This is a genomic window from Nostoc sp. (genome assembly GCF_036917615.1).
GTDB lineage: Bacteria > Cyanobacteriota > Cyanobacteriia > Cyanobacteriales > Nostocaceae > Nostoc.
Window position 1 is genome coordinate 146946 of sequence record NZ_JBALCZ010000084.1, and the last position, 22842, is coordinate 169787.

General features: G+C 43.4%; 23 protein-coding genes. 21 read left to right on the plus strand and 2 right to left on the minus strand.

The genetic code is table 11. The features are described from left to right. Nucleotides 1-22: 22 nt before the first annotated feature. The 18 genes from V7K85_RS30850 (at nucleotide 23) to V7K85_RS30935 (ending at nucleotide 14426) form a co-directional block, all read left to right on the plus strand. Nucleotides 23-740 (plus strand): IS1 family transposase gene (locus V7K85_RS30850; RefSeq protein ID WP_334819632.1). Its coding sequence is split into 2 segments (ribosomal slippage): nucleotides 23-351 and nucleotides 350-740, totalling 720 coding nucleotides; the frame shifts between segments, so codons are not numbered across the junction. Between the two features lie 334 nt (nucleotides 741-1074). After that, on the plus strand, nucleotides 1075-2130 hold the full coding sequence (locus V7K85_RS30855) for an LLM class flavin-dependent oxidoreductase (protein ID WP_334819634.1): 1056 nt from the start codon (nucleotides 1075-1077) through the stop codon (nucleotides 2128-2130). Between the two features lie 80 nt (nucleotides 2131-2210). Beyond that, nucleotides 2211-2363, plus strand: a complete 153-nt coding sequence (locus V7K85_RS30860) for a hypothetical protein (protein ID WP_334819636.1) — start codon at nucleotides 2211-2213, stop codon at nucleotides 2361-2363. Then, nucleotides 2344-3981, plus strand: coding sequence for an FAD-binding protein (locus tag V7K85_RS30865; RefSeq protein WP_334819638.1), 1638 nt, complete (start codon nucleotides 2344-2346; stop codon nucleotides 3979-3981). The genes V7K85_RS30860 and V7K85_RS30865 overlap by 20 nt, the downstream gene beginning before the upstream one ends. Further along, on the plus strand, nucleotides 3978-4343 hold the full coding sequence (locus V7K85_RS30870; RefSeq protein ID WP_334819640.1) for a 4Fe-4S binding protein: 366 nt from the start codon (nucleotides 3978-3980) through the stop codon (nucleotides 4341-4343). The genes V7K85_RS30865 and V7K85_RS30870 overlap by 4 nt, the downstream gene beginning before the upstream one ends. 163 nt (nucleotides 4344-4506) lie before the next feature. Then, the gene (locus V7K85_RS30875) at nucleotides 4507-5322 is read left to right on the plus strand and encodes a hypothetical protein (protein WP_334819642.1); all 816 of its coding nucleotides are present in this window, start codon (nucleotides 4507-4509) and stop codon (nucleotides 5320-5322) included. Nucleotides 5323-5418: 96 nt separating this feature from the next. Next, entirely contained in the window at nucleotides 5419-6222 is an 804-nt protein-coding gene (locus V7K85_RS30880) for a hypothetical protein (RefSeq protein WP_334819644.1), read from the plus strand. 589 nt (nucleotides 6223-6811) lie between these two features. Further along, on the plus strand, nucleotides 6812-7009 hold the full coding sequence (locus tag V7K85_RS30885) for an NIL domain-containing protein (protein WP_334819646.1): 198 nt from the start codon (nucleotides 6812-6814) through the stop codon (nucleotides 7007-7009). A gap of 163 nt (nucleotides 7010-7172) precedes the next feature. After that, a complete protein-coding gene (locus V7K85_RS30890; RefSeq protein WP_334819648.1) occupies nucleotides 7173-7340 on the plus strand; it encodes a hypothetical protein in 168 nt (55 codons plus the stop codon). Nucleotides 7341-7391: 51 nt separating this feature from the next. Continuing rightward, nucleotides 7392-7601: a hypothetical protein gene (locus V7K85_RS30895; RefSeq protein ID WP_334819650.1), complete on the plus strand. Its 210-nt coding sequence runs from the start codon at nucleotides 7392-7394 to the stop codon at nucleotides 7599-7601. Next, a complete protein-coding gene (locus V7K85_RS30900) occupies nucleotides 7601-7954 on the plus strand; it encodes a hypothetical protein (protein ID WP_334819651.1) in 354 nt (117 codons plus the stop codon). Before V7K85_RS30895 ends, V7K85_RS30900 begins: the two co-directional genes overlap by 1 nt. After that, nucleotides 7951-8484 (plus strand): MetQ/NlpA family ABC transporter substrate-binding protein, encoded by a 534-nt coding sequence (locus V7K85_RS30905; protein ID WP_334819655.1) that lies wholly within the window; start codon nucleotides 7951-7953, stop codon nucleotides 8482-8484. The genes V7K85_RS30900 and V7K85_RS30905 overlap by 4 nt, the downstream gene beginning before the upstream one ends. 98 nt (nucleotides 8485-8582) lie before the next feature. Beyond that, on the plus strand, nucleotides 8583-8789 hold the full coding sequence (locus tag V7K85_RS30910) for a hypothetical protein (RefSeq protein ID WP_334691968.1): 207 nt from the start codon (nucleotides 8583-8585) through the stop codon (nucleotides 8787-8789). Between the two features lie 252 nt (nucleotides 8790-9041). Beyond that, nucleotides 9042-10280: an MFS transporter gene (locus tag V7K85_RS30915; protein WP_334819657.1), complete on the plus strand. Its 1239-nt coding sequence runs from the start codon at nucleotides 9042-9044 to the stop codon at nucleotides 10278-10280. Nucleotides 10281-10350: 70 nt separating this feature from the next. After that, complete coding sequence (gene namA, locus V7K85_RS30920; protein WP_334819659.1) at nucleotides 10351-11418, plus strand: NADPH dehydrogenase NamA; 1068 nt, start codon at nucleotides 10351-10353, stop codon at nucleotides 11416-11418. A gap of 272 nt (nucleotides 11419-11690) precedes the next feature. Continuing rightward, nucleotides 11691-13511 carry an asparagine synthetase B family protein gene (locus tag V7K85_RS30925; RefSeq protein ID WP_334819661.1) on the plus strand — a complete coding sequence of 607 codons (1821 nt, stop codon included), beginning with the start codon at nucleotides 11691-11693 and terminating at the stop codon, nucleotides 13509-13511. 251 nt (nucleotides 13512-13762) lie between these two features. Then, the gene (locus V7K85_RS30930; RefSeq protein WP_334819663.1) at nucleotides 13763-14017 is read left to right on the plus strand and encodes a DUF7219 family protein; all 255 of its coding nucleotides are present in this window, start codon (nucleotides 13763-13765) and stop codon (nucleotides 14015-14017) included. A gap of 250 nt (nucleotides 14018-14267) precedes the next feature. Further along, entirely contained in the window at nucleotides 14268-14426 is a 159-nt protein-coding gene (locus tag V7K85_RS30935) for a hypothetical protein (protein ID WP_334819664.1), read from the plus strand. An 845-nt stretch (nucleotides 14427-15271) separates the two neighbouring features. On the opposite strand, the gene V7K85_RS30940 is transcribed toward V7K85_RS30935, so the two are convergent. Together V7K85_RS30940 and V7K85_RS30945 are read right to left on the minus strand one after the other, a co-directional pair. Further along, nucleotides 15272-16594 (minus strand): calcium-binding protein, encoded by a 1323-nt coding sequence (locus V7K85_RS30940; protein ID WP_334819666.1) that lies wholly within the window; start codon nucleotides 16592-16594, stop codon nucleotides 15272-15274. A gap of 730 nt (nucleotides 16595-17324) precedes the next feature. Then, complete coding sequence (locus V7K85_RS30945) at nucleotides 17325-18356, minus strand: VOC family protein (protein WP_334819669.1); 1032 nt, start codon at nucleotides 18354-18356, stop codon at nucleotides 17325-17327. 254 nt (nucleotides 18357-18610) lie between these two features. Here V7K85_RS30945 and V7K85_RS30950 point away from each other — a divergent pair, with 254 nt between their 5' ends. Genes V7K85_RS30950 through V7K85_RS30960 form a run of 3 tightly spaced genes read left to right on the plus strand, consistent with a single transcriptional unit; the run spans nucleotide 18611 to nucleotide 22598 of the window. Then, nucleotides 18611-19255, plus strand: coding sequence for a DUF3859 domain-containing protein (locus V7K85_RS30950; protein WP_334819671.1), 645 nt, complete (start codon nucleotides 18611-18613; stop codon nucleotides 19253-19255). A 5-nt stretch (nucleotides 19256-19260) separates the two neighbouring features. Further along, nucleotides 19261-21246 (plus strand): asparagine synthetase B family protein, encoded by a 1986-nt coding sequence (locus tag V7K85_RS30955; protein WP_334819673.1) that lies wholly within the window; start codon nucleotides 19261-19263, stop codon nucleotides 21244-21246. Further along, complete coding sequence (locus tag V7K85_RS30960) at nucleotides 21234-22598, plus strand: diaminopimelate decarboxylase family protein (protein WP_334819675.1); 1365 nt, start codon at nucleotides 21234-21236, stop codon at nucleotides 22596-22598. The genes V7K85_RS30955 and V7K85_RS30960 overlap by 13 nt, the downstream gene beginning before the upstream one ends. Nucleotides 22599-22842 lie beyond the last annotated feature (244 nt).

A 22842-nucleotide genomic window follows, 5' to 3' on the forward strand; every position in this document is an offset into this window, starting at 1 on the left:
AATATGAATTAGGGCGATCGCTATGCAATGTCCAAGATGTGCATCAACTCACACCCGTAAAAATGGTCGGCAACGTGGTAAACAAAACTACATATGTGTTTCATGTGGTCGTCAGTTTATCGATGCCTATGAACCGAAAGGATATTCCGAAGATTTTAAATGTGAGTGTCTAGAAATGTATGTAAATGGTTTGGGTTTTCGTGCGATAGAAAGAGTCAAAAAAGTACATCATACCACAGGAATAAATTGGGTAAGAGAGATTAGTAGTGCTTTAACAGATACACCAACTAGGAGCGAAATCCCCGAAGTTACAGAAGTTGATGAGCTAGAAACTTTTATTGGTAAAAAAAAACAAAATTTGGCTGTGGACAGCGGTAAACCATAGTGTTCCAGGAATTATAGCTTGGGTTATGGGGGATAGAAGTGCAAAAACTTTTAAATATTTGTGGTTGATAATAAGATGTTGGCATTCTTATTTCTACATAACAGACGGGTATCCTGTTTACCCAATTTTTATTAGTAATGAAGACCACATCGTTAGTAAGACATATATGACAAGAGTTGAAGGCGAAAACAGTCGTTTAAGACATTATCTCGCTCGACTCCATCGCAAAACTTTTTGTTACTCTAAAACCGCAGAAATGCTGAGGTCTTCAATTCGCTTGGTAATACATTATCTTGAGTATGGCTCAGTGGCGCTGCGGGCGCTATGCGCCCGCAAGCTTGAGGCGATCGCATAATTCCTATTTCTATTCTGCAACGCCGAGAATTAAGTTCATCTAACGCATTCGACGCAGAATCTGTTATTTTAAGCATTAAGGACAAGAATTATACTTGTCCTTTATTTTTTTGAGAAAGTTTTCGCCACAGACTCAACTCTCTGTCTGAGTAATATCAATAAATTTTAATAGCCTCTTGTTTTTTAGCACAATCTATGTAACTCTCATAACTTATACTACGGTAAATTACTCGGCTTGCCGTAGATTTAGCAGCAAATTAGGTGGGTTAGCCAATAAACTCAAAATTTAGTGCCAAGTAAACTTTTAGCGTCTATTACAAGGGTTCTTGAAAGCTATGTCTGAGCCACGCTACGGGATCTGGATTCCTGTTTACGGCAACTGCGGCGTAATGAACCACCCTCTTGAACCTCGTGATGCCAGTTACTCACGAGCTAAGGATCTCCTCAAGTTGGCTGAACAGTGCGGGTTTACAACAACTTTGATCGCAGAACACATTATTAATCCCAGAAATCAACAATTAGATCAGCTGGAAACTTGGACGGCAGCAGCAGCCTTTGCCGAAGCCACAAATTCAATCGAAATTATCGCTGCTGTGAAGCCTTTACTATTTCATCCAGCAATCTTAGCGAAGATGGCATTAGGCATTGATGCAATCAGTAGTGGGCGTTTTGCGATCAACTTGGTAAGTGCCTGGTTTAAGCCAGAAATGGAGAAATCTGGCATATCTTTTCTTCCTCACGACGAGCGTTACCGTTATTCAGACGAGTGGATAAGAGTAGTAAAGGCGCTGTGGAGTGGAGAAAGAGTTAACTTCCAAGGAGATTATTTTCACATCAGTGATCTAAGCTTCAATCCTCGTCCCGTGGCCAATCCTCATCCGCGTGTGTATGTAGGAGGTGAATCAGAACCAGCGCAGGCTTTGGCGGCAAAAGAGGCAGATGTATTTTTTCTGAATGGTCGTCCTATAGAAGTGATCCGAGAAACCATTGCTCAGGTTGCTAAACAGCCGTGCTCTCATTCCAAACCTCTGGGCTTTGCGATGTCCGCATTTGTGATTGCTCGACCCACAGATGAAGAAGCTCAAGAGGAATATCACAACTTGAGGGCAATGGTAATAGCACAAGACGATCGCTCAGAGCTGCTCAAAGGAGTCGATTCCGAAGTAGTCATGTTCAAGAATTTCGCCAAGTACCCTGGTGTAGGAAGTAACGGTGGCACAGCTGCTGGCTTAGTTGGTAGCTATGACACCGTGGCTGGTCGCATTGCCGACTTTACCAGGGTGGGAATTGGCACCTTCATGCTGCAATTTCAGCCGTTCGCGACTGAGATGAGGCGTTTTTCTGAAGAGGTAATGCCACGAGTGCGTAGCCACGAACTGGCTTGTCGTTAGACATCGTTATAACTTGTGGCTGCAAAGGGATGAGAGGAGTGGGGGGAGATGAGGGAGTGAGGCAGAAGAATTAATAACCAATGACGCCAGTCGCCTCAAGTCGGGAAACCCTTTCGGCAGTTCCTCCTGGGGGAAACCCCCAAGATCGGACTGCCTCACCACAGCGCTGGCTCCCCAATGCCCAATTGAATAAGTTAGGAGATGTAAAGAATCGTGAGTGCATATCAATCTGAGTCAGGCAATAGTTCAACTTCACAACTGAATTTAGAGACTGATGTTCTAGTCATAGGCGGTGGCCCATCAGCAACTTGGGCGGCTTGGAATGCTGCTGCTCAAGGGGTAAGAGTGGTACTCGTAGATAAAGGCTACTGTGGTACGAGTGGAGCAACAGCACCCTCTGGTACTGGTGTTTGGTATGTCCCACCTGATCCACAACAACGGGAAGCGGCAATGGCCAGCCGGGAAGCTTTAGGAGGCTTCCTCTCAGAACGTTCTTGGATGGAACGTGTATTAGATCAGACTTATACAAACCTGAATAAACTGTCAGACTGGGGCTATCCTTTTCCCGTGGATGATCAAGGGCGTCCCTATCGGCGATCGCTACAGCAAGCTCATGATTATATGCGCCTAATGCGTAAAAAGATTACCAGAACAGGCGTGAAAATACTTGACCACAGTCCAGCTTTAGAACTGCTGGTAGACACAGAAAATTCAGTAGCAGGTGCGCGGGGCATTCGCCGCCAAACTGGAGAGCGCTGGACAGTCCGAGCCGGAGCCGTCGTCATTGCTACTGGTGGTTGTGCCTTCCTCAGTAAAGCTTTAGGCTGTAACGTCCTCACAGGGGATGGTTACTTGATGGCAGCTGAAGCAGGTGCCCAAATGTCAGGGATGGAATTTTCCAATGCTTACGCCCTATCACCGACTTTTTCTTCCGTTACTAAAGGCGCTTATTACCGCTGGGCAACTTTCTATTACGGAGATGGCACAGAGATTGAAGGAGCAGGTTCTCAAAAAGGGCGATCGATCATTGCCCGTACCCTGCTTACCCAACCAGTTTATGCTTGCCTAGACAAAGCAACTCCCGAAATTCAGACGATGTTACGGACTGTCCAACACAACTTCTTACTGCCCTTTGAACGCATGGGCATTGACCCCTTCACCCAACACTTCCCTGTGACTCTGCGTTTAGAGGGAACCGTGCGCGGTACAGGCGGCATTCGGATTACCGATTATACCTGTGCTAGCACTGTACCCGGACTCTATGCTGCTGGTGATGCCGCAACACGGGAATTGATTTGTGGCGGTTTTACAGGTGGTGGTAGTCATAACGCTGCCTGGGCAACCTCTTCGGGATATTGGGCAGGTGAAGCCGCAGCAAACTACGCCCGCCAACTGGGAACTCAAGCCAATCAACGCACCGTGCGCGGACTTGGAGAAGCTGGAATGTCTAACAATAGCGCTAGCAGCAGCTTTACTCCTTCAGAAGTGATTCGAGCAGTCCAAGCAGAAGTATTCCCCTACGATCGCAACCTGTTCCGTACAGAACAGGGATTGACACAATCCCTTAGTCGCCTAAATCACCTCTGGAAAGAAATCCGCAATAGTCAAGCAGTGTCAGACGATCAGGCTGTCCAAGCTAGGGAAGCTACTGCAATGGTAGCAACAGCTCGGTGGATGTACTCCAGCGCCCTAGAACGCAAAGAAAGTCGGGGTATGCACAAACACTTAGACTATCCTGAGCAAGATCCGAATCAATACCATCGCTTGCTGAGTGGTGGTTTAGATCAAGTGTGGGTGAAACCTCAAAAACTAGAAACTAGCGCTAAACAGAGGGAGTTAGTAGCACTGTGATTGAACTAGTTAGTGAATCTCGATGTATTAAATGCAATATCTGCGTTTCGGCTTGCCCCACCAACGTCTTTGACAAAGTGCCAGACGGGCCACCAAGAATCGCTCGTAAAAGCGACTGCCAAACCTGCTTTATGTGCGAACTGTATTGTCCAGCAGACGCGCTGTTCGTTGCTCCACAGGCAGATGAGTCTGTGGCAGTTGATGAGGAAACTCTCATAGAAGCAGGATTGTTGGGCGGATACCGGGAAAGCCTTGGTTGGAACCCCGGAGGCACTCTGGCAGGTGTCAGAGAACAGTCTGCCAAAATGTTTCTTGGTCGCAACAATTTGCCTACCGATTCTCAAGGTAGGATTCTTCCCTAGAGCGACCAATCTAATTCCCAGTCGAACTAAGTAAATAACAGGAGTTCAGAATTTAAATTCTGACTCTTGAGCTATTAATACTTTTTGCAAAAATTAATTTTATGAAATTGATTTTTGTAAGAAGTCTCCCATGCCCCATGCCCAATATCTAAAAGGAAACTTTATGACTGCAATCCTCACACGTCCAGCTTGGACAACTGAATTAGAAGTTGAAATTTTCGACAAACTGATTGATAAGCACGCTCCTCATATTCCCAAAAGCCGTCAGCAAGACCCTAGACCACCTGTAACACCAGAGGAAAAAGAGAATTTCTACCATTATCGTGTTGCTGGTGCAGCCCATGACTTATTCATTGTCCAAGTTTGTGCCAAAGTAATAGACCAAATTTCCGACCCAGAATTACAGCTGTTTTTGAGCCGACAACTTGGAGATGACGGCGCACATGCCCAAAATACTCGTCTCAGAGCGCAAGCTATATCTGGATATGACCCTATTGAAGACATCCAAAAACAGGTGCAAAAGCATTGGGACTACCAAGGAGACTTACCCATTCGTAACTGGCAAGGTTTCTTGTCTTTTGAATTGCACTACGAACTCCATATCGTAGCTTTGCTCTTGCTCAACAGCCGGATTAGCAAAATCAATGACCCAGAATCAGCAAAGTTTGCTACCCAGAGAATCTTGCCAGATGAAGCAGTTCACCGTCTAGGAGTTGTGGATTGGTGGCAGCGTAAATTTGACAAGGCCTCGCCATCTGAGAAAAAGGATTTAGTCGCACAAGTCCTAGAAGCGGATGAAGAAGGTCAACGCCGCCGCAGTACCTATCTTAAAGATCATTGGCAGCTGGCTCACCGCGCTATTGGCATTGAAGTTGATGATTTGCCAGTCATTTATGATGCGTGGCGGCGCGAAGTACTCTCTTACTTTTTGGATATTCCCGTCTCTAAATTGCCAAAACTCGTGAGTGTTAATGATTAAAAGTGGGGACTGGGGAAATGAGGGAGATCGGATTTAACCAATGTCCCATACCCCATTCCCCAATTCCCCAATTCCCAATATCCAAAAGGAAACTTTATGACTGCAACTCTAACTCGGACTTGGAATGTAGAGTTTGAAAAAGAAACTCTAGATAAACTCATTAGTAAGCACGCGCCTCATGTTTCCCTTGTTCGTGAACATGCCAGCCGTCCCCCAGAAACAGAAGAAGAAAAGGAAAATTTCTATCAGTACTGGGCTGCAACAGGTGGTCACGACTTGTCTATTGTGCAAGCTGCTAGTAAGGCAATTTTGTTGATTCCTGATCCTGATTTGCATTTAATTTTGAGCAGACAAATTGGTGATGATGGGGCCCATGCGATCGCCTTTCGTGAACGGATTATTGCTCTGACAGGACGTGATCCCATCGACGATATACGCAAGGAAGCTGAACGCCACTGGGAGTTTTTAGAAGATGTACCCTATCGCAATTGGCTAGGATTCGTTGCCTGGGAATTGCACTATGAGCACTACATCCTACCCCAAGTTTGGTTCAATAAACTGACATCTACAATCGGTGACGAGGAATTAGCTCAGAAGAGTAAGGAGCATTTCAATGATGATGAAGCGGTTCATCGGATCACGATCGCTAATTGGTGGCGCAAAAAGTTTGAGCAAGCCTCGCCTAGTGAAAAATCGGAAATCGCCGCACAGTTATTAGAACTCGACGAAGAAATTCAGCAACGTCGCGCTCCTTATATTAAACAGCGTTGGCAAGATGCTGAAAATTTCAATGGTGCTAATACCAAAGGCATCGAGCCAGTATACGATGCTTGGCGCAAAAAAGTACTTTCTTACCTACTTGATATCCCCAACCCTCAACTCACTTCTGTGAGTCAATAAGTAAGTCAAAGGAATAATTAAGAGGGATTAAAACCTCTGTTAGAGCAATTTGCAGTTGAGTCCAATACAGACCTAACAAGAACAGCCCCTTCCCTACAAGGGAAGAGGAGTAAGATTTAAAGCCTCTCTCCTTTTAGGAGAGAGGTTTAGAGAGAGTTCAGAGTGTATTGCATCCAAACGAGAAGCGCTATATTGTCCGATTTTTATTATTTTAAAGCATAACTATTCTAAAAATAGTTATGAATTTTGCTGTTAGCCAATAATTCAAAAAGTTTTAAAATTTAATATTATTTAGAAAAAATAGTTTAGATATTATCAAATTTAGTTATGACGAACACTACGTCATTAGGGTGATTAATTGTATGATAACTCAGCTAAATCATGAGAACCAAACTGTTTTTGAACTATTAATTCAGTCTCTCGGAATAAATCTCCCTAGATAAATTTTTAAAAAAGTGATTTTCTCAAAGTTTATTATCGAGGTTCTTAATGATTTATAAAAAATTCTTCCATTGTTTTGATGCAATGAAATTTTTCTGTAAAGCGAAGGAGTAACTATGTTAACTCGATTGGTGAATCAGTTTTTAGCTTGGATAAATCAAAGGAAGTTGTTAAAGCTTTTTCAGCAACCTGGTATCCGCTCGTTGGCGCTACTATTTGTAATTGGTTGGGGCTTGAGTTTAGCGATCGCCGCGTTGGTCAGTTTCATATCGAATTAGAGGGAGAAAAGGTAACTCAAGCCTTGAAATATTTACACGAATCAAAGTTTGAAGTGGAAGTGCATTAACAATTCGTAATTCGTAATTATTTGTTGATGCAAAGAGTCAATTACCAAATTTAAGTCAAAGATTAGACCAAACTATGACTGCAATTGACACTACTTTTCTTAAACCAGGTGCTGCGATCGCTAGTCCAGCAAATTATCCCGATAGCCCGTTGTCACAGGCTTTATGGCAACCCGTTCTGGAAGGCCTGTTCTTGCCCATGCTCAGGCTATCATTGACCATGCCGATCGCGAGTCGATCACTGGACGTTCCCGCTTCACCAGCGATGCACATGCCTATAGTCCCTTGTTTTTATCTTCATCTATGCAAATCTTATTGTTAATAGTACTTTAAATCTATTGATTTGCCGTAGTATATAAATAAATTGCCCAATAACAGGTAATAGTGGCACAGCAGCTTTTTAAACCAGGTGAGATTTTTAGTGTTTTAGGACAAAGCAGTGCAGAAAAAGTACCCATTTATTCGGAGTGTAAATCAATTAGAAAAGCCCATAGATTGCGGCGTTTGTCAGTTCACATCGAACTAGAAGGATTAAAAGTAACCCAAGCCTTGAAATATTTACCCGAATCAGAGTTTGAAGTGGAGGTGCATTGATGCAAGGGCAAGAATTGCTGCAAAGTTTATGGCTGGCTACTGGTGAAACTTTTTACATGGTGAGTATATCAGCGGTAGTAGCGATACTTTTAGGTTTGCCTTTGGGCTTAATCTTGGTGATGACAGGGCCAGGGAACCTGGTAGATTTCCCACAGGTGCATAAAGTGCTAGGTGCGATCGTCAATACTGGGCGATCGTTTCCCTTTATTATTTTGCTAGTCGTCTTGACACCATTGACGCGATTGATCGTCGGTACTTCCATTGGTAGCACAGCGGCGCTGGTTCCCCTAACTCTCGCCGCCATCCAGTTTTTCGCCCGCATCGCCATTTTTTTCAACACAGACCTTTCATGAATAATGCTGTCAAGGAACTCAAAATCAATTTAGTCCCATTAAATCTAGTTTCCTTAAGCACACTCGGACTTTTCTCAAAACGGCTCAAATCGGTGAATGAGGTTCCCCAAAATGCCACTGTCACAATTGCCAATGATGTGATTAATAATGACCAAGGACTGAGATTACTGGCAAGTAATGGCTTAATAAAACTTAAGAAAAATACTAAAGAATTTGTAACTCAAAGAGACATAGCCGAGAATCCCAAAAACTTGCGAATCAAGGAAGTAGAAGGAGTCCAAGTAGTTCGAGCTATTAATGATGTAGACTTCATTGTTTCCTCGGCTCAAATTGTTGCTCTAGGAGGAATAACACCGCAATCTATGGGACAGGAGACAGCTAAGGATAAAAAGTATGCGCTGGCATTAGTCACATTACAGGGTCGAGAAAATGAACCCAAAATTCAGAAGCTAAACAAACTGCTTAACGATCCACAAGTTAGAGATTTTATTAACAACCAGTATCAGGGGCGAATAGTACCTGTATTTTAAAGGTGGTGAAAGAATGAAGGATGAAAATTTTACTACTTCGTCTTTCCTAAATTAGGAGTTACTCAACTTAAATTGTGACATTACTGGAGAATAAAGCAATGCTTTTTGGACAAGTTGAAAAAGAATTATTTTGTGGAGAAATTTGGTCAATCTGGCAAAACAATAAATTACCAGATCATCTACAGTTATTAGTGGATCAAGAACTAGGAAAACGCGATATCTGGGAATTGCAGACCCAAAAGCCTGATGAGCAGCCTATTCATCCAAGTCCTGATCAGGATTCTAGTCATTCAACAAGTATTTAACAAGAAAAGCAGTTCTTGCTGAGGGCAGTATTCCTCCTGCCTCCTACCCTGAGCAAGAACTGCTGCGATGCCTACGGCGGTAAACTACGCTAACGAGCTTGCGGTTTAAATCCCCTACCAAAATCTTCTTTGCCAGACGCTACGCGAATGATTTGGTGGCTTGAAATTAGATGGGGCTTCAACACCATCTAAATTTCTACCTTCTGCCTCCTGCCTCCTTGACGCTACTATTCCATACCTTGGTGCATCATAATGAGTTTTAAAGAGGACACTGTGACCACTGATAGCAATTTGCTGACGCAACGAAGTACCGTTTTAACTTTAGCGCAGACGCGAAGCGGCTTGTCGTCAGACATCGCTTGTGGTTTAGCAGTGGCCAATGTCTACTACAATCAGCCGTTACTGGCTCATATGGGACGTAGCTTGAATATCTCTGTCCAGCAGGTAGGATTTATTCCCACTCTCACCCAAACTGGCTATGCAGTGGGGCTATTGTTGTTAGTTCCTTTGGGCGACATGATGGAACGCTGCTGGTTAATTATCATTATGCTAAGTTTGCTGGCCTGTGCCTTGGTGGTGGAGGCTACAGCTCCCAATCTCGTTTGGTTATCTGTGTCGAGTTTCGTAGTTGGTTTCTGTAGCATAGTGGCACATCTAGTTATTCCACTTGTCGCCCATCTGACACACCCCTCAGAGCGAGGTAAAGCGATCGGAATGCTACTCAGTGGTATGATCCTTAGCGTCCTCCTTGCACGTTCAGTCAGTGGGATAATTGGGGAATATTTCGGTTGGCGAGCCGTATATGGCATCTCGGCAGGTGTGATGCTTGTCTTAGCTTTGGTCATTCAAGGGCGAATACCTCAGAGTAAGCCTTCGTCTCCACTGTCGTATCAGCAACTGATGCAGAGTCTTGTACAACTCGTTCGTGAGCAGCCTGTATTACGTGAAGCGGCGCTGAACGTTGCACTAGTATTTGCAGCCTTTAATGCTACATGGGTGAGTCTAGTTTTTCTGCTGGAATCTCCCGCGTATAATTACGACAGTCGAGTTGCAGGTCTATTTGGCTTAGTTGGCTTAATTGGCGTCTTTACCACCCCCATTGTTGGACGGGTAGCAGATAAGCGCGGTCCCAGAATGTTAGTTGGAATAGCTGTTATTCTATCTCTATCAGCTTTTGTCATCCTTTGGATAGCTGGTGGAACTCATTTGATGGGTCTTATATTAGGGATGCTTCTTGTTGACTTGGGAATGCACACTGGTTACGTTTCAAACCAAATCCGCATCTACAACTTAGTTCCAAATGCTGAGAGCCGTTTGAATACGGTGTACATGGTCACTAACTACACTGGCGGCGCACTCGGCTCTTTTCTCGGTACTTATACCTGGGGATTGTGGCAATGGAACGGCGTTTGTGCCTTGGGATTCTTTTTGTTGGTTGTGGCGTTTATCGCTCATTTCAGTGTAGGTAAGAGAAAATCTCCAGCCGTTTAATGCAAATTCGAGTTCATGCTGCAAATCCGTCCCTAATTTTTTTACCTAGCAAGAGAAGGAATCAATTCCAATGGCACATCTGTTTGAACCATTCAAGATTCGTGAAGTTACCTTTCGCAACCGCATCGCTGTTTCACCGATGTGTCAATATTCCAGTACAAATGGATATGCTAATGATTGGCACGTTATTCATCTAGCTTCTCGCGCAGTTGGCGGTGCAGGTATAGTGCTAACAGAAGCAGCAGCTGTAGAGCCGCATGGGCGCATTAGCCCGCAAGATTTGGGAATTTGGACAGATGCACATATAGAAACTTTGGCCAAAACTGTGGCATTGATTCATAACTTTGGCGCTGTTGCAGGTATTCAACTTGCTCATGCAGGTAGAAAAGCTAGTACTGCCAAACCGAGTAAAGGAGGAAAAGTCCTCGATGAATCTCAGGAAGGCTGGCGTCCCTTGGTTTCGAGTAGTGCGATCGCTTTTAGCAGAGATAGCCCAGTTCCAGAAGCCCTAAGTCTTGAGGGAATTCAACAAGTTATTGACGCCTTTGTCCAAGCTGCCAAACGTTCTCTGCAAGCTGGTTTTAAGGTAGTGGAAATTCATGCTGCCCACGGTTACTTACTGCACCAGTTTCTCTCACCCCTTTCTAACCAACGCCAAGATGATTATGGTGGCAGCTTTGAAAATCGGACTCGTCTCCTCAGAGAAGTAGTTCTAGCAGTCCGAGAGGTTTGGCCGCAGACAAATCCCCTCTGGGTACGCATCTCCGCCACCGATTGGGTAGATAATGGCTGGGACATCGAGCAAAGTATCGCTTTAAGTGACAAAATTAAGTCTCTAGGAGTTGATCTGATCGATAGTTCATCGGGCGGGATTATACCGGGCATTAATATACCAGTTAAACCTGGTTATCAGACTCAGTTTGCCGAACGCATCCGCCGCGAAGCCAATATCCATACAGGAGCCGTAGGCTTAATTACATCCCCTGAGCAAGCTGACCAAATTATTCGCACAGAAGCAGCCGATATAGTATTGTTGGGACGTGAACTACTCCGCAATCCTTACTGGCCCCATGTGGCAGCCAAACAGTTGGGACACGAGAAACTCTGGCCTGTTCAATACGACCGAGCTTGGCTGTGATGTCACTTGTGCTTAATTGAGCATCAACCACCTTAAACCCTAATACGCTTGGGTTGAATATTCGTGTTACCCAACAAAGTCCCGAAAATGTTGGGTCTACGTCCCTCAAACGCCACTTGCTTCTCCTAAGGGAGACGCGCTTAGGACAAGTCGGGAAACCGCAAGGGCGCAGTGGTTCCCCAACCTACGTAGGTTAAGGTTTTTAGCTTTAATCCAAGCGTACTGCATTAAGCAATGTCCTAAAATTACTGATTATGCGTTGAAAATTTCCCATGCTATTTGATGCGTTTAAAAATCGTAAATCTCCTAAAATCGAATTCATCAAGACTAACCCAACCTGGCGCGTAGCGTGGGGAACAGTTGATGTAAATTATGAAGATATAGCTTGGCGAGATGAAAAAATTTCTGTAATTATACCACGCATAGCTTCGGAATTTCTGACGGAAAAATTAGCAATCAGTTCTGGAGGACGATTTGTTGTTGTTGGTGATGTTTGGTTAACTAACCGAGTGCAGTTGCTGCAAAAGTTGGGAATTGAACCAGATAGCTTTAAAGGAAGTTCTCTGCAACTGATTGCCAATCTTTGGGAACGATGGGGTAATGAAAGTCTTAGCCAACTTGTGGGGATGTTTGCGCTAGTGGTTTGGGATAGAGAAAAACAGGTGTTGCGATTAGTTCGCGATCGCATCGGTGTTCGTACCCTCTATTACACTACCACTGGTTCGGTTCGTTGGATTGCGCCTCAACTGAGAACTTTATCACCCCATCGTTCATCCGATTTAGATTTGGTAGCGTTGCGAGATTATCTTTGTTGCGCCTTTGTTCCAGGAGAACGAACGCTTTGGGAACAGGTGCGGGAACTGCGACCTGGAACCGTTTTAGAATTTCCCGACCACAAAGTTGAGGCTTATTGGCAGCTTCAAGAACAGATTATAGCAATAGATCAACCCTTAGCATGGCATGGCGATCGCTTGCTAGAACTCCTAGACCAAGTTGTTCAAGAATATTTACCACCAGCAAATGAACCCGTTGGTATTTTTCTTTCTGGTGGTTTGGACTCTAGCTATATCACTGCTTTAGTAGCAAAATTCCATCAAGCACCAGTTCACACCTTCTCGATTCATTTTGGTTTTGAGTGTCCCAATGAGTTAGAATTTTCCAGTCTCGTTGCATCCCATTGCCAGACGCAGCACCACATTTTAGAAATTACTTTTAAGGATATGTGGTCACGCCTGCCGGAAACAATGGCCTATTTAGATGACCCTATTGGCGACCCACTGACTGTTCCCAACCTTTTGCTGGGACGACTGGCGAGAGAAAACGTAGAAGTAGTTTTAAATGGTGAAGGTGGCGACCCCTGTTTTGGTGGGCCAAAAAATCAGCCAATGCTAATCAATAGTTTATATGCCTCTGTCACCAATCAGGATGCATTGTATGCTTATTTAATTTCCTTCCAAAAGTGCGCTGTTGACTTACCGCAACTTTTAAAACCAGAAGTTTGGACAGCAGTACAAACAGCACCTTGGGTTTTTGAAGAAGATTTATATTCCCAAGCCAGCTATCTAAATCGTTTGATGGCAATGAACATTAAATTTAAAGGCGCTGACCAAATTCTGACGAAAGTCAGTAACTTGACTCAAGCAGCCCTTTTGCACGGTCGTTCTCCCCTGTTTGACCAACGAGTAGTAGACTTAAGCATGGAAATTCCTCCAGAGTATAAGCTTTCTGGAGTGGAAGAAAAAGCAGTCTTAAAGCAGGCGATTACCTACGGTACGTCTTCTCTACGAGACGCTGCGCGTAGCTTGCTTCCCTGTAAGGGTACGACGAATGCAGATATTTTACCACACGCAATTATTCATCGTCCTAAAAGTGGCATGATGGTGCCGGTGCAGTTAGGATTTCGGAAATATTGGCAGCAAGAAGCTAGAGATTTATTGCTCAATCGGAATGCGGCTATTACTCCTTACTTGAACCAGCTGCCAATTCGCAATTGGTTAAACTATCAAGGAGATACTTGGAGTCGTTATGGGGTGAAGCTGTGGTTGCTTGTGAGTTTAGAAATTTGGTTACAGGTGAATCAAAAAGTTCAGTAGTGAAAGCAAGAAAAGATAGGCGATGACTAATACACTGTGGCGTCAGTTTGCTTACCTTTAACAAGGGGTTTAAGCCCTAAGTCTGGTTAATTGAGATGGTGGCTGGATTTTTGCCGTGCTGCACTAGCCATAAAATATATTTTTAACTACAATGTTAACTTCTTCTGGAATTTGAATTTTATGCTGTGTATTTACACTTAGGTAAAAATCAAGTCTAGAACTCCTAATAAAAAATTACAGAGAGCAAACTCATGACAGAGCCTAACTCGCAAGACAAAAACAGCTTTCTTTACCCTCGTAGTCGATATTATGGGAAATTCCAGCCAGAAACCTTGGCGTTTAATGCCAACCTCCAAGAATTTGCCCAAAGAATTAGTTACATTACTTGCCTAGAAACAGGTGGAAAGCTGTCTCCAGAAGAAGCTTACCAGCAAATTAAGACGCTTTGTAAACAGTTGAAATATAGCAAAAAGGAACTGGCTATTGGCGGAAATAAAGAAATTTAAGCTTTTAACATGATGCGGGAATTCTTAGCAACTTTTATCTGATTTTACTCTCACTAGAGTCATAAAAGGAGATTAGCCCAGCTGATATCTTCTTGATAGAAATTTTGTATCAAGATTAACATATTTAACCAAGAGTTGTTGACGGTGCCGTACTCTCGCAGCTAACGCACCCTACATTTGAATTTATTAACATAGCTTGAAATATTAGCGCCGACTTATACCAATCCTGTATGAAGATGCGCCAAACTACATGAGGAACGTAGACGCGGAGCGGCTTGCCGCAGGCTACCGCAAAGCACGCATTCGCGTAGCGTCTCGTAGAGAAGGACACAAAGAAAGAAATAAGAAGCCAAGAAAATTTGGCGCAGCCTCACAAAGAAATGGTATTACTTACGAGCATTTCTTTTGAAGGATATTACTGCTAATAGCGGCTATTATCGTGTTGATTAATAGTATTGTTAACTGAAATTAGTAGGACTAGCCCTTTCAAGGTGGGTAAAATCTTTGGACAATAATTCCTCTTTTCTCTGTGTTCTCTGCGCCTCTGTGGTTCAATAAATTACTTTTAAACCGCAGAGGCACAGAGAACGCAGAGAGGAAAGCAGAGATTTTATGAGTCACCTTGAAAGGGCTAGTCCTAATTAGTTTACTAATGTTTAAATTTCTCAAACAAATTGGTGATTACGCCAAGTAACCTTAATTAATAAAGACAATTTCAGTAGATAACGCACTCATTTTGGTGTATTCAGCAAGCAAAAAGACATATTGCTTTCTCAAAATGCTTGATTGCTTTCTGATTTCGGTAGATTCAGCAAGTAAAAAGGTATATTGCTTACTCAAAATGCTCGATTGCTTTCTGATTTCGGTAGATTCAGCAAGCAAAAAGGTATATTGCTTACTCAAAATGCTCGATTGCTTTCTGATTTCGGTAGATTCAGCAAGCAAAAAGGCATATTGCTTTCTCAATTTACCTGTTTAGTGTTTAAAGATAAAAATTGGATTGCTCAATAGTTATTAGTCATGGGGCATTGAGCATTAGTTATTCTCCTCCTGCTTCCTCTGTTGTACTACTCATAGATAAATCAAATGCACTAAAAGTCACAGTGGCAATTGTTACTATGAATTGATATGCTTTGTAAAAAGTCTCTTGTCGGGTAACAGGGGACACAGTGACGTGTCCCCCTAGTCAGCAGAAAAAGTCTCCTTCAATCTGCCTTTTAATGTCAGTACTCCTTCAAGTTGACAAGGTTCTTATTATTTAAAACTGACTCCTAATGTATAAGAAAAATCAGGGGTTGAGTCGCTACCAAAGAAACTTCCATTACTTTGAGGCGCGAAAGGATATTTACTCACTGAAACGGAGTACCCACCTGCACTCAGGGAACCGGTGATTGATGAGGAATTTTGACTGGTCAGTAAATTCCCATTATCGTTAAACAGTCCGAGAATTACATTTCCCGGTGTCACTGCGTTGATAGTGATGGTTCCGGAATTTGGTAAATAAAATCTAAAAAAGTCAAAATCGGGATTGTTACTCGGTTGAACTGCTGCTAACTCGCCTGAAATATTAACCTTTGAGCCTGATGATAAGGTACCTAACCCTTCAGCGCTCCCCTGTGAGTTGTTTGTACCTTCTCCAGCATTTTCCCGCTCATAGTAAAGGAAGTCATCACTACTAAGTTTGAGATTGTTTTTCCCTTGCACAACACCTATGATCTCATCTGTCTCTCCCGGTTTCTGTGAGAATATTCGTGTGTTGTTTCCAATAACTTGCAGGCGGTAGTCCTGTGGAGTTCCTTTGAGTTGAATTTGATCTTGGCTAGAGTCGAAGTCAGTAATAGTAGCAAAGTCCCCAAAACCAGGACTCGTACTGCTGTTATCGTCGTAGAAAATATTTAAAGCGTCTCCCAGGACAAATGTATCTGCCCCAGCCCCCCCAGTCAAGGTATCATTCTCCCCTAATCCAGGTGGGACTAAGCTACCAGGATAAACACCGATGAGGATATCGTTTCCAAGCCCCCCATTAAGTATGTCAGTACCAGGCCCGCCTTGTAGGCTATCGTTGCCGTCCTCACCATTGAGGATATCATCGCCCAAATTACCGTCTATTGTGTCATTGCCTGCTCTTCCATTCAGAGTGTTGTTAACACCATTACCAAAAAGCAAGTTGTTAAGACTGTTACCTGTCCCGTTGATGGCGTTAGTTCCGAGCAGCCTCAAGTTTTCCAGATTGGCGCCCAGTGTGTAGGTCACAGTAGACCGGACGCTATCCGTGCCTGAATTAGTAGCTTCCCTAATAGTGTCACTAGCGGTGTCAATAATGTAAGTGTCGTCGCCTGCTCCTCCATTCAAGATGTCGATACCTGTGCCGCCATCAAGTGTGTCATTTCCAGCTGCACCGATTAAACTGTCGTTTGCCGTCCCACCAGCAAGTAAATCGTTACCAGCAAGACCATTCAAGGTATCGTTACCGGACGGACTATTGGCATTACCACCATTAGCCCAACCAACTATTGTGTCATTTCCCGAAGTCCCATTTTTGTTGTCAGGACCTGTAGTGCCAAAAATAAATGCCATATTATCTCTCCTGAATTTCTCATTAATACGTAAGTTCAGTCTCAGTCAAAAAACTATTCATCAGTTAAATGTAAATTACTTGCCATTTGTGCAATCTGAAATTAGGAAACACTAATTATTTGGTTAGAAACTTCTAAAGAAAAAATATCCAACTACTTATCGTGATCTGACCCGAAAAACCCGCCTTTGGTTACGGGCAAGTGAGACGCCTACTCTATAAAATTAGATAATTTCTTTGTTAAAAATCCCTTAAATAATTAACCAAAGGGCAAGTAATTAGGTCACGTTGCTTCTCTACGAGACGCTTTACATAGCAAGCTTTAAGAGAACGGGTATGCTCCGAATTCAAAATTCACGCATTACAATCCCCATAAATAAATTTAGGGACTTGTTATAAGGACACCGTATTTTCCTCTATTTTTTGAATCTATCTGTAATTATTTATTATCATGAGTAAAAAGTTAAGTAAACTTATTTATCAAATCTTTAGATATTCTTTATTGAATCTTTAAAATATGAATAAATGCGATTAATAATATATTAAAATATGTGTGTAAATTTTAATCAATTATTGTTTAAAACTAAGGTTTGTAGTCAACGGCTCCAGCCCTATTTTGAAGGCTTCAGCCTTGACTACGAGCTAATGGGGCATAGGGCATTGGCAAGAGGGAGAATGAATAATTACCTCTTTCCCCTCTACTCCTCTGCCCTTCCTCGCTTCTTGCACTAGTTAATTACCTTCTAGCAAAGTCCAGAAATAGCCATCTGGCGCAACAAAGGAGAAACTACTCTCGCCAAACTCATTACTAATGATGTCTGTAACTTTTTGTGCACTACTTGCTTTGATGCGATCGCAATACTCCTGTATTCCCTTAACCCGATAGGTATATAAAGACATACCCAAGCTACCTGGTTGGGCTGCCTCAAAGCGCGATTCTAAATTAATATTTTCTGGGAATCGAATGATGTAAAGCCTACCACTGCGTACAGCCATCAAGTCAGACTTAGAAGAACGGGGATCATCAAAGGTAGTGAGAATAAACTTTTCACCAGGATTAAGGTCAAAAATCTCTCGACCGGCTGGCGAAGATTCATAGCTAGTTTCGACACCATCACGCACACGCAGCAAACCCAAAACTTCTTCATAAAACTTCAGGGTTTCTTTGCTGTCATCCTGAACGATGATCCCCATATGGGTAAACTGACTAGCCTTGAGAGCAACATTGTGGTTAACTTGTCCGTAATCCGGTAGTGTATAGCCAAACCGTTGAAATAGAAGCTGGCGAGCTAAGGGTTGCAGTAGCAGCATTTCTCGTACACCAACTGCTGGCTCAATAAAAGGACGGCTTTTCCTCTCTTTGTTGTAGATGACTTCCCAATAAGGGTTAGTGTGCCTAATGGGCAAACCTGCGGCTTTTGCATCCTCTATATGATTTAAGATACTTAACACATCCGCTGTTAAGCTTGCCGCCCAACGGTTTCCCTTAATTTTCATCGACGCTGTTCCCAAACCTTCATGGGTGGGGTTTTGCCAAACCATCAGCCGAATCAACCCATGATCTGCATTTTGGTGGTAGAGGCGGATTGAGCGTAAAGATGAATTCACCCCATATAATTGATTGGCTACATCTGCGGTTAATTCACCCACTTGACCAATGCGATAGCCAAATTGCTCCCAATACTGAATTGCAGAAATTGGCTCTGGGATGCCGATACAAACTTCATAGATACCTTCAATTGCGGTTTGTTGTTCTTGAGTCATACCAATTTTGGATTTTAGATTTTAGATTTTAGATTGGGTCAAAATAAATAAAGCTTTTGGATTTTTCCTCGTTTTTATGCTCTGCATGGGAACGAGAGAAAGTGTTTACAAAAGTATCTCAGAAAGAATCCGAAAAGCAACAACTTTATTTTGTAGCTTATGATGTACCTACAAAAGTGAGATGTCTAATATAAAGTTCTTCTGATTGCACGTAATCAAGAATCGCCATCAAGTTTTTTAACAGGAGTTAAGCTATGACGCAGCGACTGACTCAAGAGCAATTATCACAAATAGTCACGGAAGTAGAAGGTCTGCAAGTGCGTCGGGAAGCGGAACTAGACCAACAGCAAATTAGAGAAATTTTACAGGAGTTGAATTTACCGCCAGAGTTACTAGATGAAGCGCTGATTCAGTTAAATCGCCGCCAAGCACTAGAGGTGCAACAACGCCGGAATCGATGGATTACTTCGGGAGTTGTGGCAGTTGTAGTGGTTGCGATGTCTGCGACGGGCTTCGCCTACGCATCTACAATATTTTTTATGCAGCAGCAGAATTCTGCACTCTCTGGTGTTTCTGCTCAACAAGACCGCATCACCTTGGTACAAAATAGTAGCGGTGACTTGAAGACAATTTCCCGTCAAACCAATCCAGAAGTGTTGTATCGTGTCACCTTGAAGGATACACCCTTGGGTAAAAAGCTGGCTCTCTCCTGTAATTGGATTGACCCAAGCGGTCAAATTGTCAAGCAAAACAACTATCAAACCCGCGAGATTAATACGTCTGTCTGGGATACCCAGTGTCGCTACACTATTAATCCGGCTGTAACTGCTGGTAATTGGAAGGTGCAGATGTTCTTGGAAGGTCGGCAGATTAGCGATGAAACCTTTGAAGTTAAATAGTCCAGATGGGCAACATCCCGCATCACTTTCTTGGCTATTGGGGTTACGGCGCTCAACAGGAGTTGGAAGCGCTGTTAACTAGTGTTCTGGAAAACCTCTCTCCAAACCTCTCTCCTAAGAAGACAGAGGCTTTGAATTTTTCCCCAACCCTTGCAGAGGAGGGGATTAGGGGGTTAGGTCTGAAAAGTCAGTTCTCTCCACAGGAAAATTATCTGCATCCCGTCTGGAATATTGTTTATATAGGACTTGATGGAAATTTCCCACCGCAACAAAATCAGGACTTAGACGCTGAACACCTGAAACCTCGTTCGCGTAGCGTGCGCGAAGCGCACTCCCCCCTAACCCCGCTTAAAAAAGAGGAAACCTTGAAAGCCCCCTTTTTAATGGGGTTGGGGGATCTCTTCTGCGTAAGTCCTAATAATCAAATTGCTGCCATCTCAGCATCAGGACTATTCAGTTCACCCGATGCTTGGGTAAGTCTACAGGAAAACAACTGCCTGATTTTGGGAAGAGAACCTTTCGGTAAGGTTCCTTTGTATTGGACTGTGCAAGGACAGGTGGTCTGGTTTGCATCTCAACTGCAACTACTCTTACCGATTTTGCAACAGTCAGAAGTTAGCATACCTGGGTTATACGGCTATAGCTGTTTTTCCTACGTTCCCACACCTTTAACCCCTGTTAAGGAAGTGTTTGCAGTTGCGGCGGGAACTGAACTAGTTTGGCAGAGTAATTACCAATTAGGTAAGCTGCAAACGCCTGAATCTAAGAACATCCACTCGTGGCGAGAAGCTTCAGAACAATTAACAGATGAAACTACAGCAATTAGCGAATTGCAAACTCTCCTTAAAGACTCGATTGGACGACAGATTGCCGATTTAAAGGATGAGCCTGTTGGGGTGTTTCTCTCTGGCGGACTTGATTCTTCAGTGGTGGCGGCGCTGCTCGTGCAAGCAGGGGTAAAAGTCCGCGCCTACACTTTAGATTTTGGTAACGCAGGCATTCCAGAATATCCCTATGCTGAACAAGTTGCCCAGTTTCTGAAAATTCCGCTGATTAAAGTTGCAGTAACCCCAAATTCGATCAAGAATGCCCTAATTCCTACTGTACGAGGATTAGATTTGCCCTTTGGAGATGGGGTGTGTGTTCCGTTGTATCTCTTATCTCAGAGGGCGAGTCAGGAAACTCAAGTAATTTTTAATGGCGAAGGGGGAGATCAATTGTTTGCCGGTTGGACGAACAAACCTTTAATTGCCGCAGGTGTTTATCAGGCAGAAAATCCTGCCGGACAGGAAACTTTTATCCAGCAATATCTCCGCACCTTTCACCGTCTTGGGGGATATGAATCTCAAGTTTATCAGCCAGAGGTATATGCAGAGATCCAAAATTTGCATCCTGAAGATTGGCTGTTAACGGCTCTTGATAAAGACGAGTGTCCATCTTTGCTGCATCGCCTCCGCCGTGCCAGTTTGATGCTCAAAGGGGCACAGAATATCCATCCCCGTGCGACTGCATTGGGATTTGCTCATGGATTATGGGTGCGATCGCCTTTTTGTGACTTACCTTTAGCTGAGTGGACATTCCGCCTATCTGGAGAACTCTGTTTGCAAGGAGCCTGTGAAAAATATATCCTCAAGCGGGCTGTAGAAAATTGGCTCCCGGCGGAAATTGTCTGGCGACAAAAGCGTGGTATGGGAGTTCCTTTAACTTCTTGGTGTTTAAATGATTTTTGGCATCAGCTGGGCATCTGGCTGAATCCAGATATACTCCGCGCCAACAATCACTTTTATCCTCACATCGGGGCACAAATTGTTGAAGGCAAACTAGGAGCAGCTATTCAAGGCCGTCGAATTGGTGAAACACTCTGGTTACTTATTATGTGGCAACTTTGGCGATCGCATGTTTTAAATGAAGAACTAAGCAAACAGTCCTGGGATCATCCGTTTTGGTTACTTCGTTGGCTATGGAGGAGTTATAAACGATGGCAAGGTTAGATAAAAGTGAGGAGTTAGGAGTTAGGAGTGAGGAGTTAAGAGTTGGGAGTGAGCAATTAATCCCCCCATCTCTCTCATCTACTCTATTCTCCAGGGAACTTGCCCAGGAGTTACTAACTATCTACGGTTCTCCGCTTTATGTTTATCAGGGCAATCGCTTACGCGAAACTATTGAGCGAATTACCAAAGCAGTCAGCTATCCGCGCACGCAATTTTGTTTTGCCAGTGTTACCAATGGCAATATTGCGCTGTTAAAAATTTTTCGCTCATTTGGGTGGGGACTTCACGCCAATACCCCAGGAGATATTTACCTGGGATTGCAAGCTGGTTTTAACCCCAGTCAGATTGTTTATAGCGGCAGTAATTTGAATCGGGCTGAGATGCTACAAGTCTTGAATTGGGGAGTTACAACTCTTAATCTCGATAGTTTGGCTCAATTGCAGTTGTGCTGCGAAGTTTTTTTGGATCACGCACAGACAGCCAAATGCACAGAGAAATCTATTCGGCTGGGTTTACGCCTCAATTTGCCGGAAATTACGGGAGATAGCCGAATTGGTGTGCGTCCAGAGGAATTTTGTAATGCGATCGCTTTAACTGGTGAGGTTGGACTAAAGCTAAGTGGTTTACACTTCTATCGAGGGACGGGAAATAATGCCACAGCCGCTTTCACCCAGGTGATTGATACGCTAATCGCCACAGCACAACAGTTACCAGATTGGGAATATTTAGATTTTGGTGGTGGCTTTGGCTACCCTTATCATCACAACAAAGCAGCCTTTGATTGGGAAATGTTTGGGGCTGAGTTAACCCAGAGAATTACTCGTTTAGGACGGGAAATTGATTTAGTGATTGAACCAGGACGAGCTGCGATCGCCGGATGTGCCACGTTGCTTGCTGAAGTTGTTTCTGTGAAATGGCAAGCAGAAAAACAGATTGTCGGAGTTGATACCACCGTTGCTAATCTTTCAGTACCCTCAGTACACGGCGGCTACCGAGAAATTGTCACTTGGAAAGCAGACAAATCCTCAATTCATCACTCCCGATTCACAACTGATATTTGTGGTAATACTACCTATTCACGAGATTATCTGGGGAAAAATTGCCAACTTCCAGCCCTAGAAATTGGTGATATCGTTGCGATTTTAGATGTGGGTGCTTATGGTTATGCTATGTCGTCTCACTTTTTACACCGCCCCAAACCTGCGGAAGTCTTGCTAGAAAATCTCACACATCGCCTGATTCGCCAACGGGAAGACTATAATGTTCTGCTAATAAATCAGGTGCTTGATAATAATACAAAGGTTTCAAGTGCGTCTTTGGACATTAACAGACATGATTTTTATAGTTTTTGAGGAGTAGTCTTCAGAAATAAAAGCCCCTTTTTTTGGTCAACTCGCTTCTGCTAATTGGCATTAGCAAAGCAAAATTTAATATCACTGGACTGTAGACAAAGTAGACAATATAACCGTACCATCGCTGCAACTGTGCGATCATGGTGATAAGCTAGTAATTTTAGTCAATTACCTAAAATTATGAGGTACTAAATAATTACTTCAATTAACTTTTGTAGCTCGATTCTCTGTATACTAATATAGT

Excerpts from the sequence above, each read along its gene's own strand:
- V7K85_RS30855 (WP_334819634.1), top strand. The coding sequence starts at position 1,075 with ATGTCTGAGCCACGCTACGGGATCTGGATTCCTGTTTACGGCAACTGC.
- V7K85_RS30860 (WP_334819636.1), top strand. The coding sequence starts at position 2,211 with ATGACGCCAGTCGCCTCAAGTCGGGAAACCCTTTCGGCAGTTCCTCCT.
- V7K85_RS30875 (WP_334819642.1), top strand. The coding sequence starts at position 4,507 with ATGACTGCAATCCTCACACGTCCAGCTTGGACAACTGAATTAGAAGTT.
- V7K85_RS30880 (WP_334819644.1), top strand. The coding sequence starts at position 5,419 with ATGACTGCAACTCTAACTCGGACTTGGAATGTAGAGTTTGAAAAAGAA.
- V7K85_RS30890 (WP_334819648.1), top strand. The coding sequence starts at position 7,173 with ATGGCAACCCGTTCTGGAAGGCCTGTTCTTGCCCATGCTCAGGCTATC.
- V7K85_RS30900 (WP_334819651.1), top strand. The coding sequence starts at position 7,601 with ATGCAAGGGCAAGAATTGCTGCAAAGTTTATGGCTGGCTACTGGTGAA.
- V7K85_RS30905 (WP_334819655.1), top strand. The coding sequence starts at position 7,951 with ATGAATAATGCTGTCAAGGAACTCAAAATCAATTTAGTCCCATTAAAT.
- V7K85_RS30910 (WP_334691968.1), top strand. The coding sequence starts at position 8,583 with ATGCTTTTTGGACAAGTTGAAAAAGAATTATTTTGTGGAGAAATTTGG.
- V7K85_RS30915 (WP_334819657.1), top strand. The coding sequence starts at position 9,042 with ATGAGTTTTAAAGAGGACACTGTGACCACTGATAGCAATTTGCTGACG.
- namA (WP_334819659.1), top strand. The coding sequence starts at position 10,351 with ATGGCACATCTGTTTGAACCATTCAAGATTCGTGAAGTTACCTTTCGC.
- V7K85_RS30925 (WP_334819661.1), top strand. The coding sequence starts at position 11,691 with ATGCTATTTGATGCGTTTAAAAATCGTAAATCTCCTAAAATCGAATTC.
- V7K85_RS30930 (WP_334819663.1), top strand. The coding sequence starts at position 13,763 with ATGACAGAGCCTAACTCGCAAGACAAAAACAGCTTTCTTTACCCTCGT.
- V7K85_RS30935 (WP_334819664.1), top strand. The coding sequence starts at position 14,268 with ATGAGGAACGTAGACGCGGAGCGGCTTGCCGCAGGCTACCGCAAAGCA.
- V7K85_RS30940 (WP_334819666.1), bottom strand. The coding sequence starts at position 16,594 with ATGGCATTTATTTTTGGCACTACAGGTCCTGACAACAAAAATGGGACT.
- V7K85_RS30945 (WP_334819669.1), bottom strand. The coding sequence starts at position 18,356 with ATGACTCAAGAACAACAAACCGCAATTGAAGGTATCTATGAAGTTTGT.
- V7K85_RS30950 (WP_334819671.1), top strand. The coding sequence starts at position 18,611 with ATGACGCAGCGACTGACTCAAGAGCAATTATCACAAATAGTCACGGAA.
- V7K85_RS30955 (WP_334819673.1), top strand. The coding sequence starts at position 19,261 with ATGGGCAACATCCCGCATCACTTTCTTGGCTATTGGGGTTACGGCGCT.
- V7K85_RS30960 (WP_334819675.1), top strand. The coding sequence starts at position 21,234 with ATGGCAAGGTTAGATAAAAGTGAGGAGTTAGGAGTTAGGAGTGAGGAG.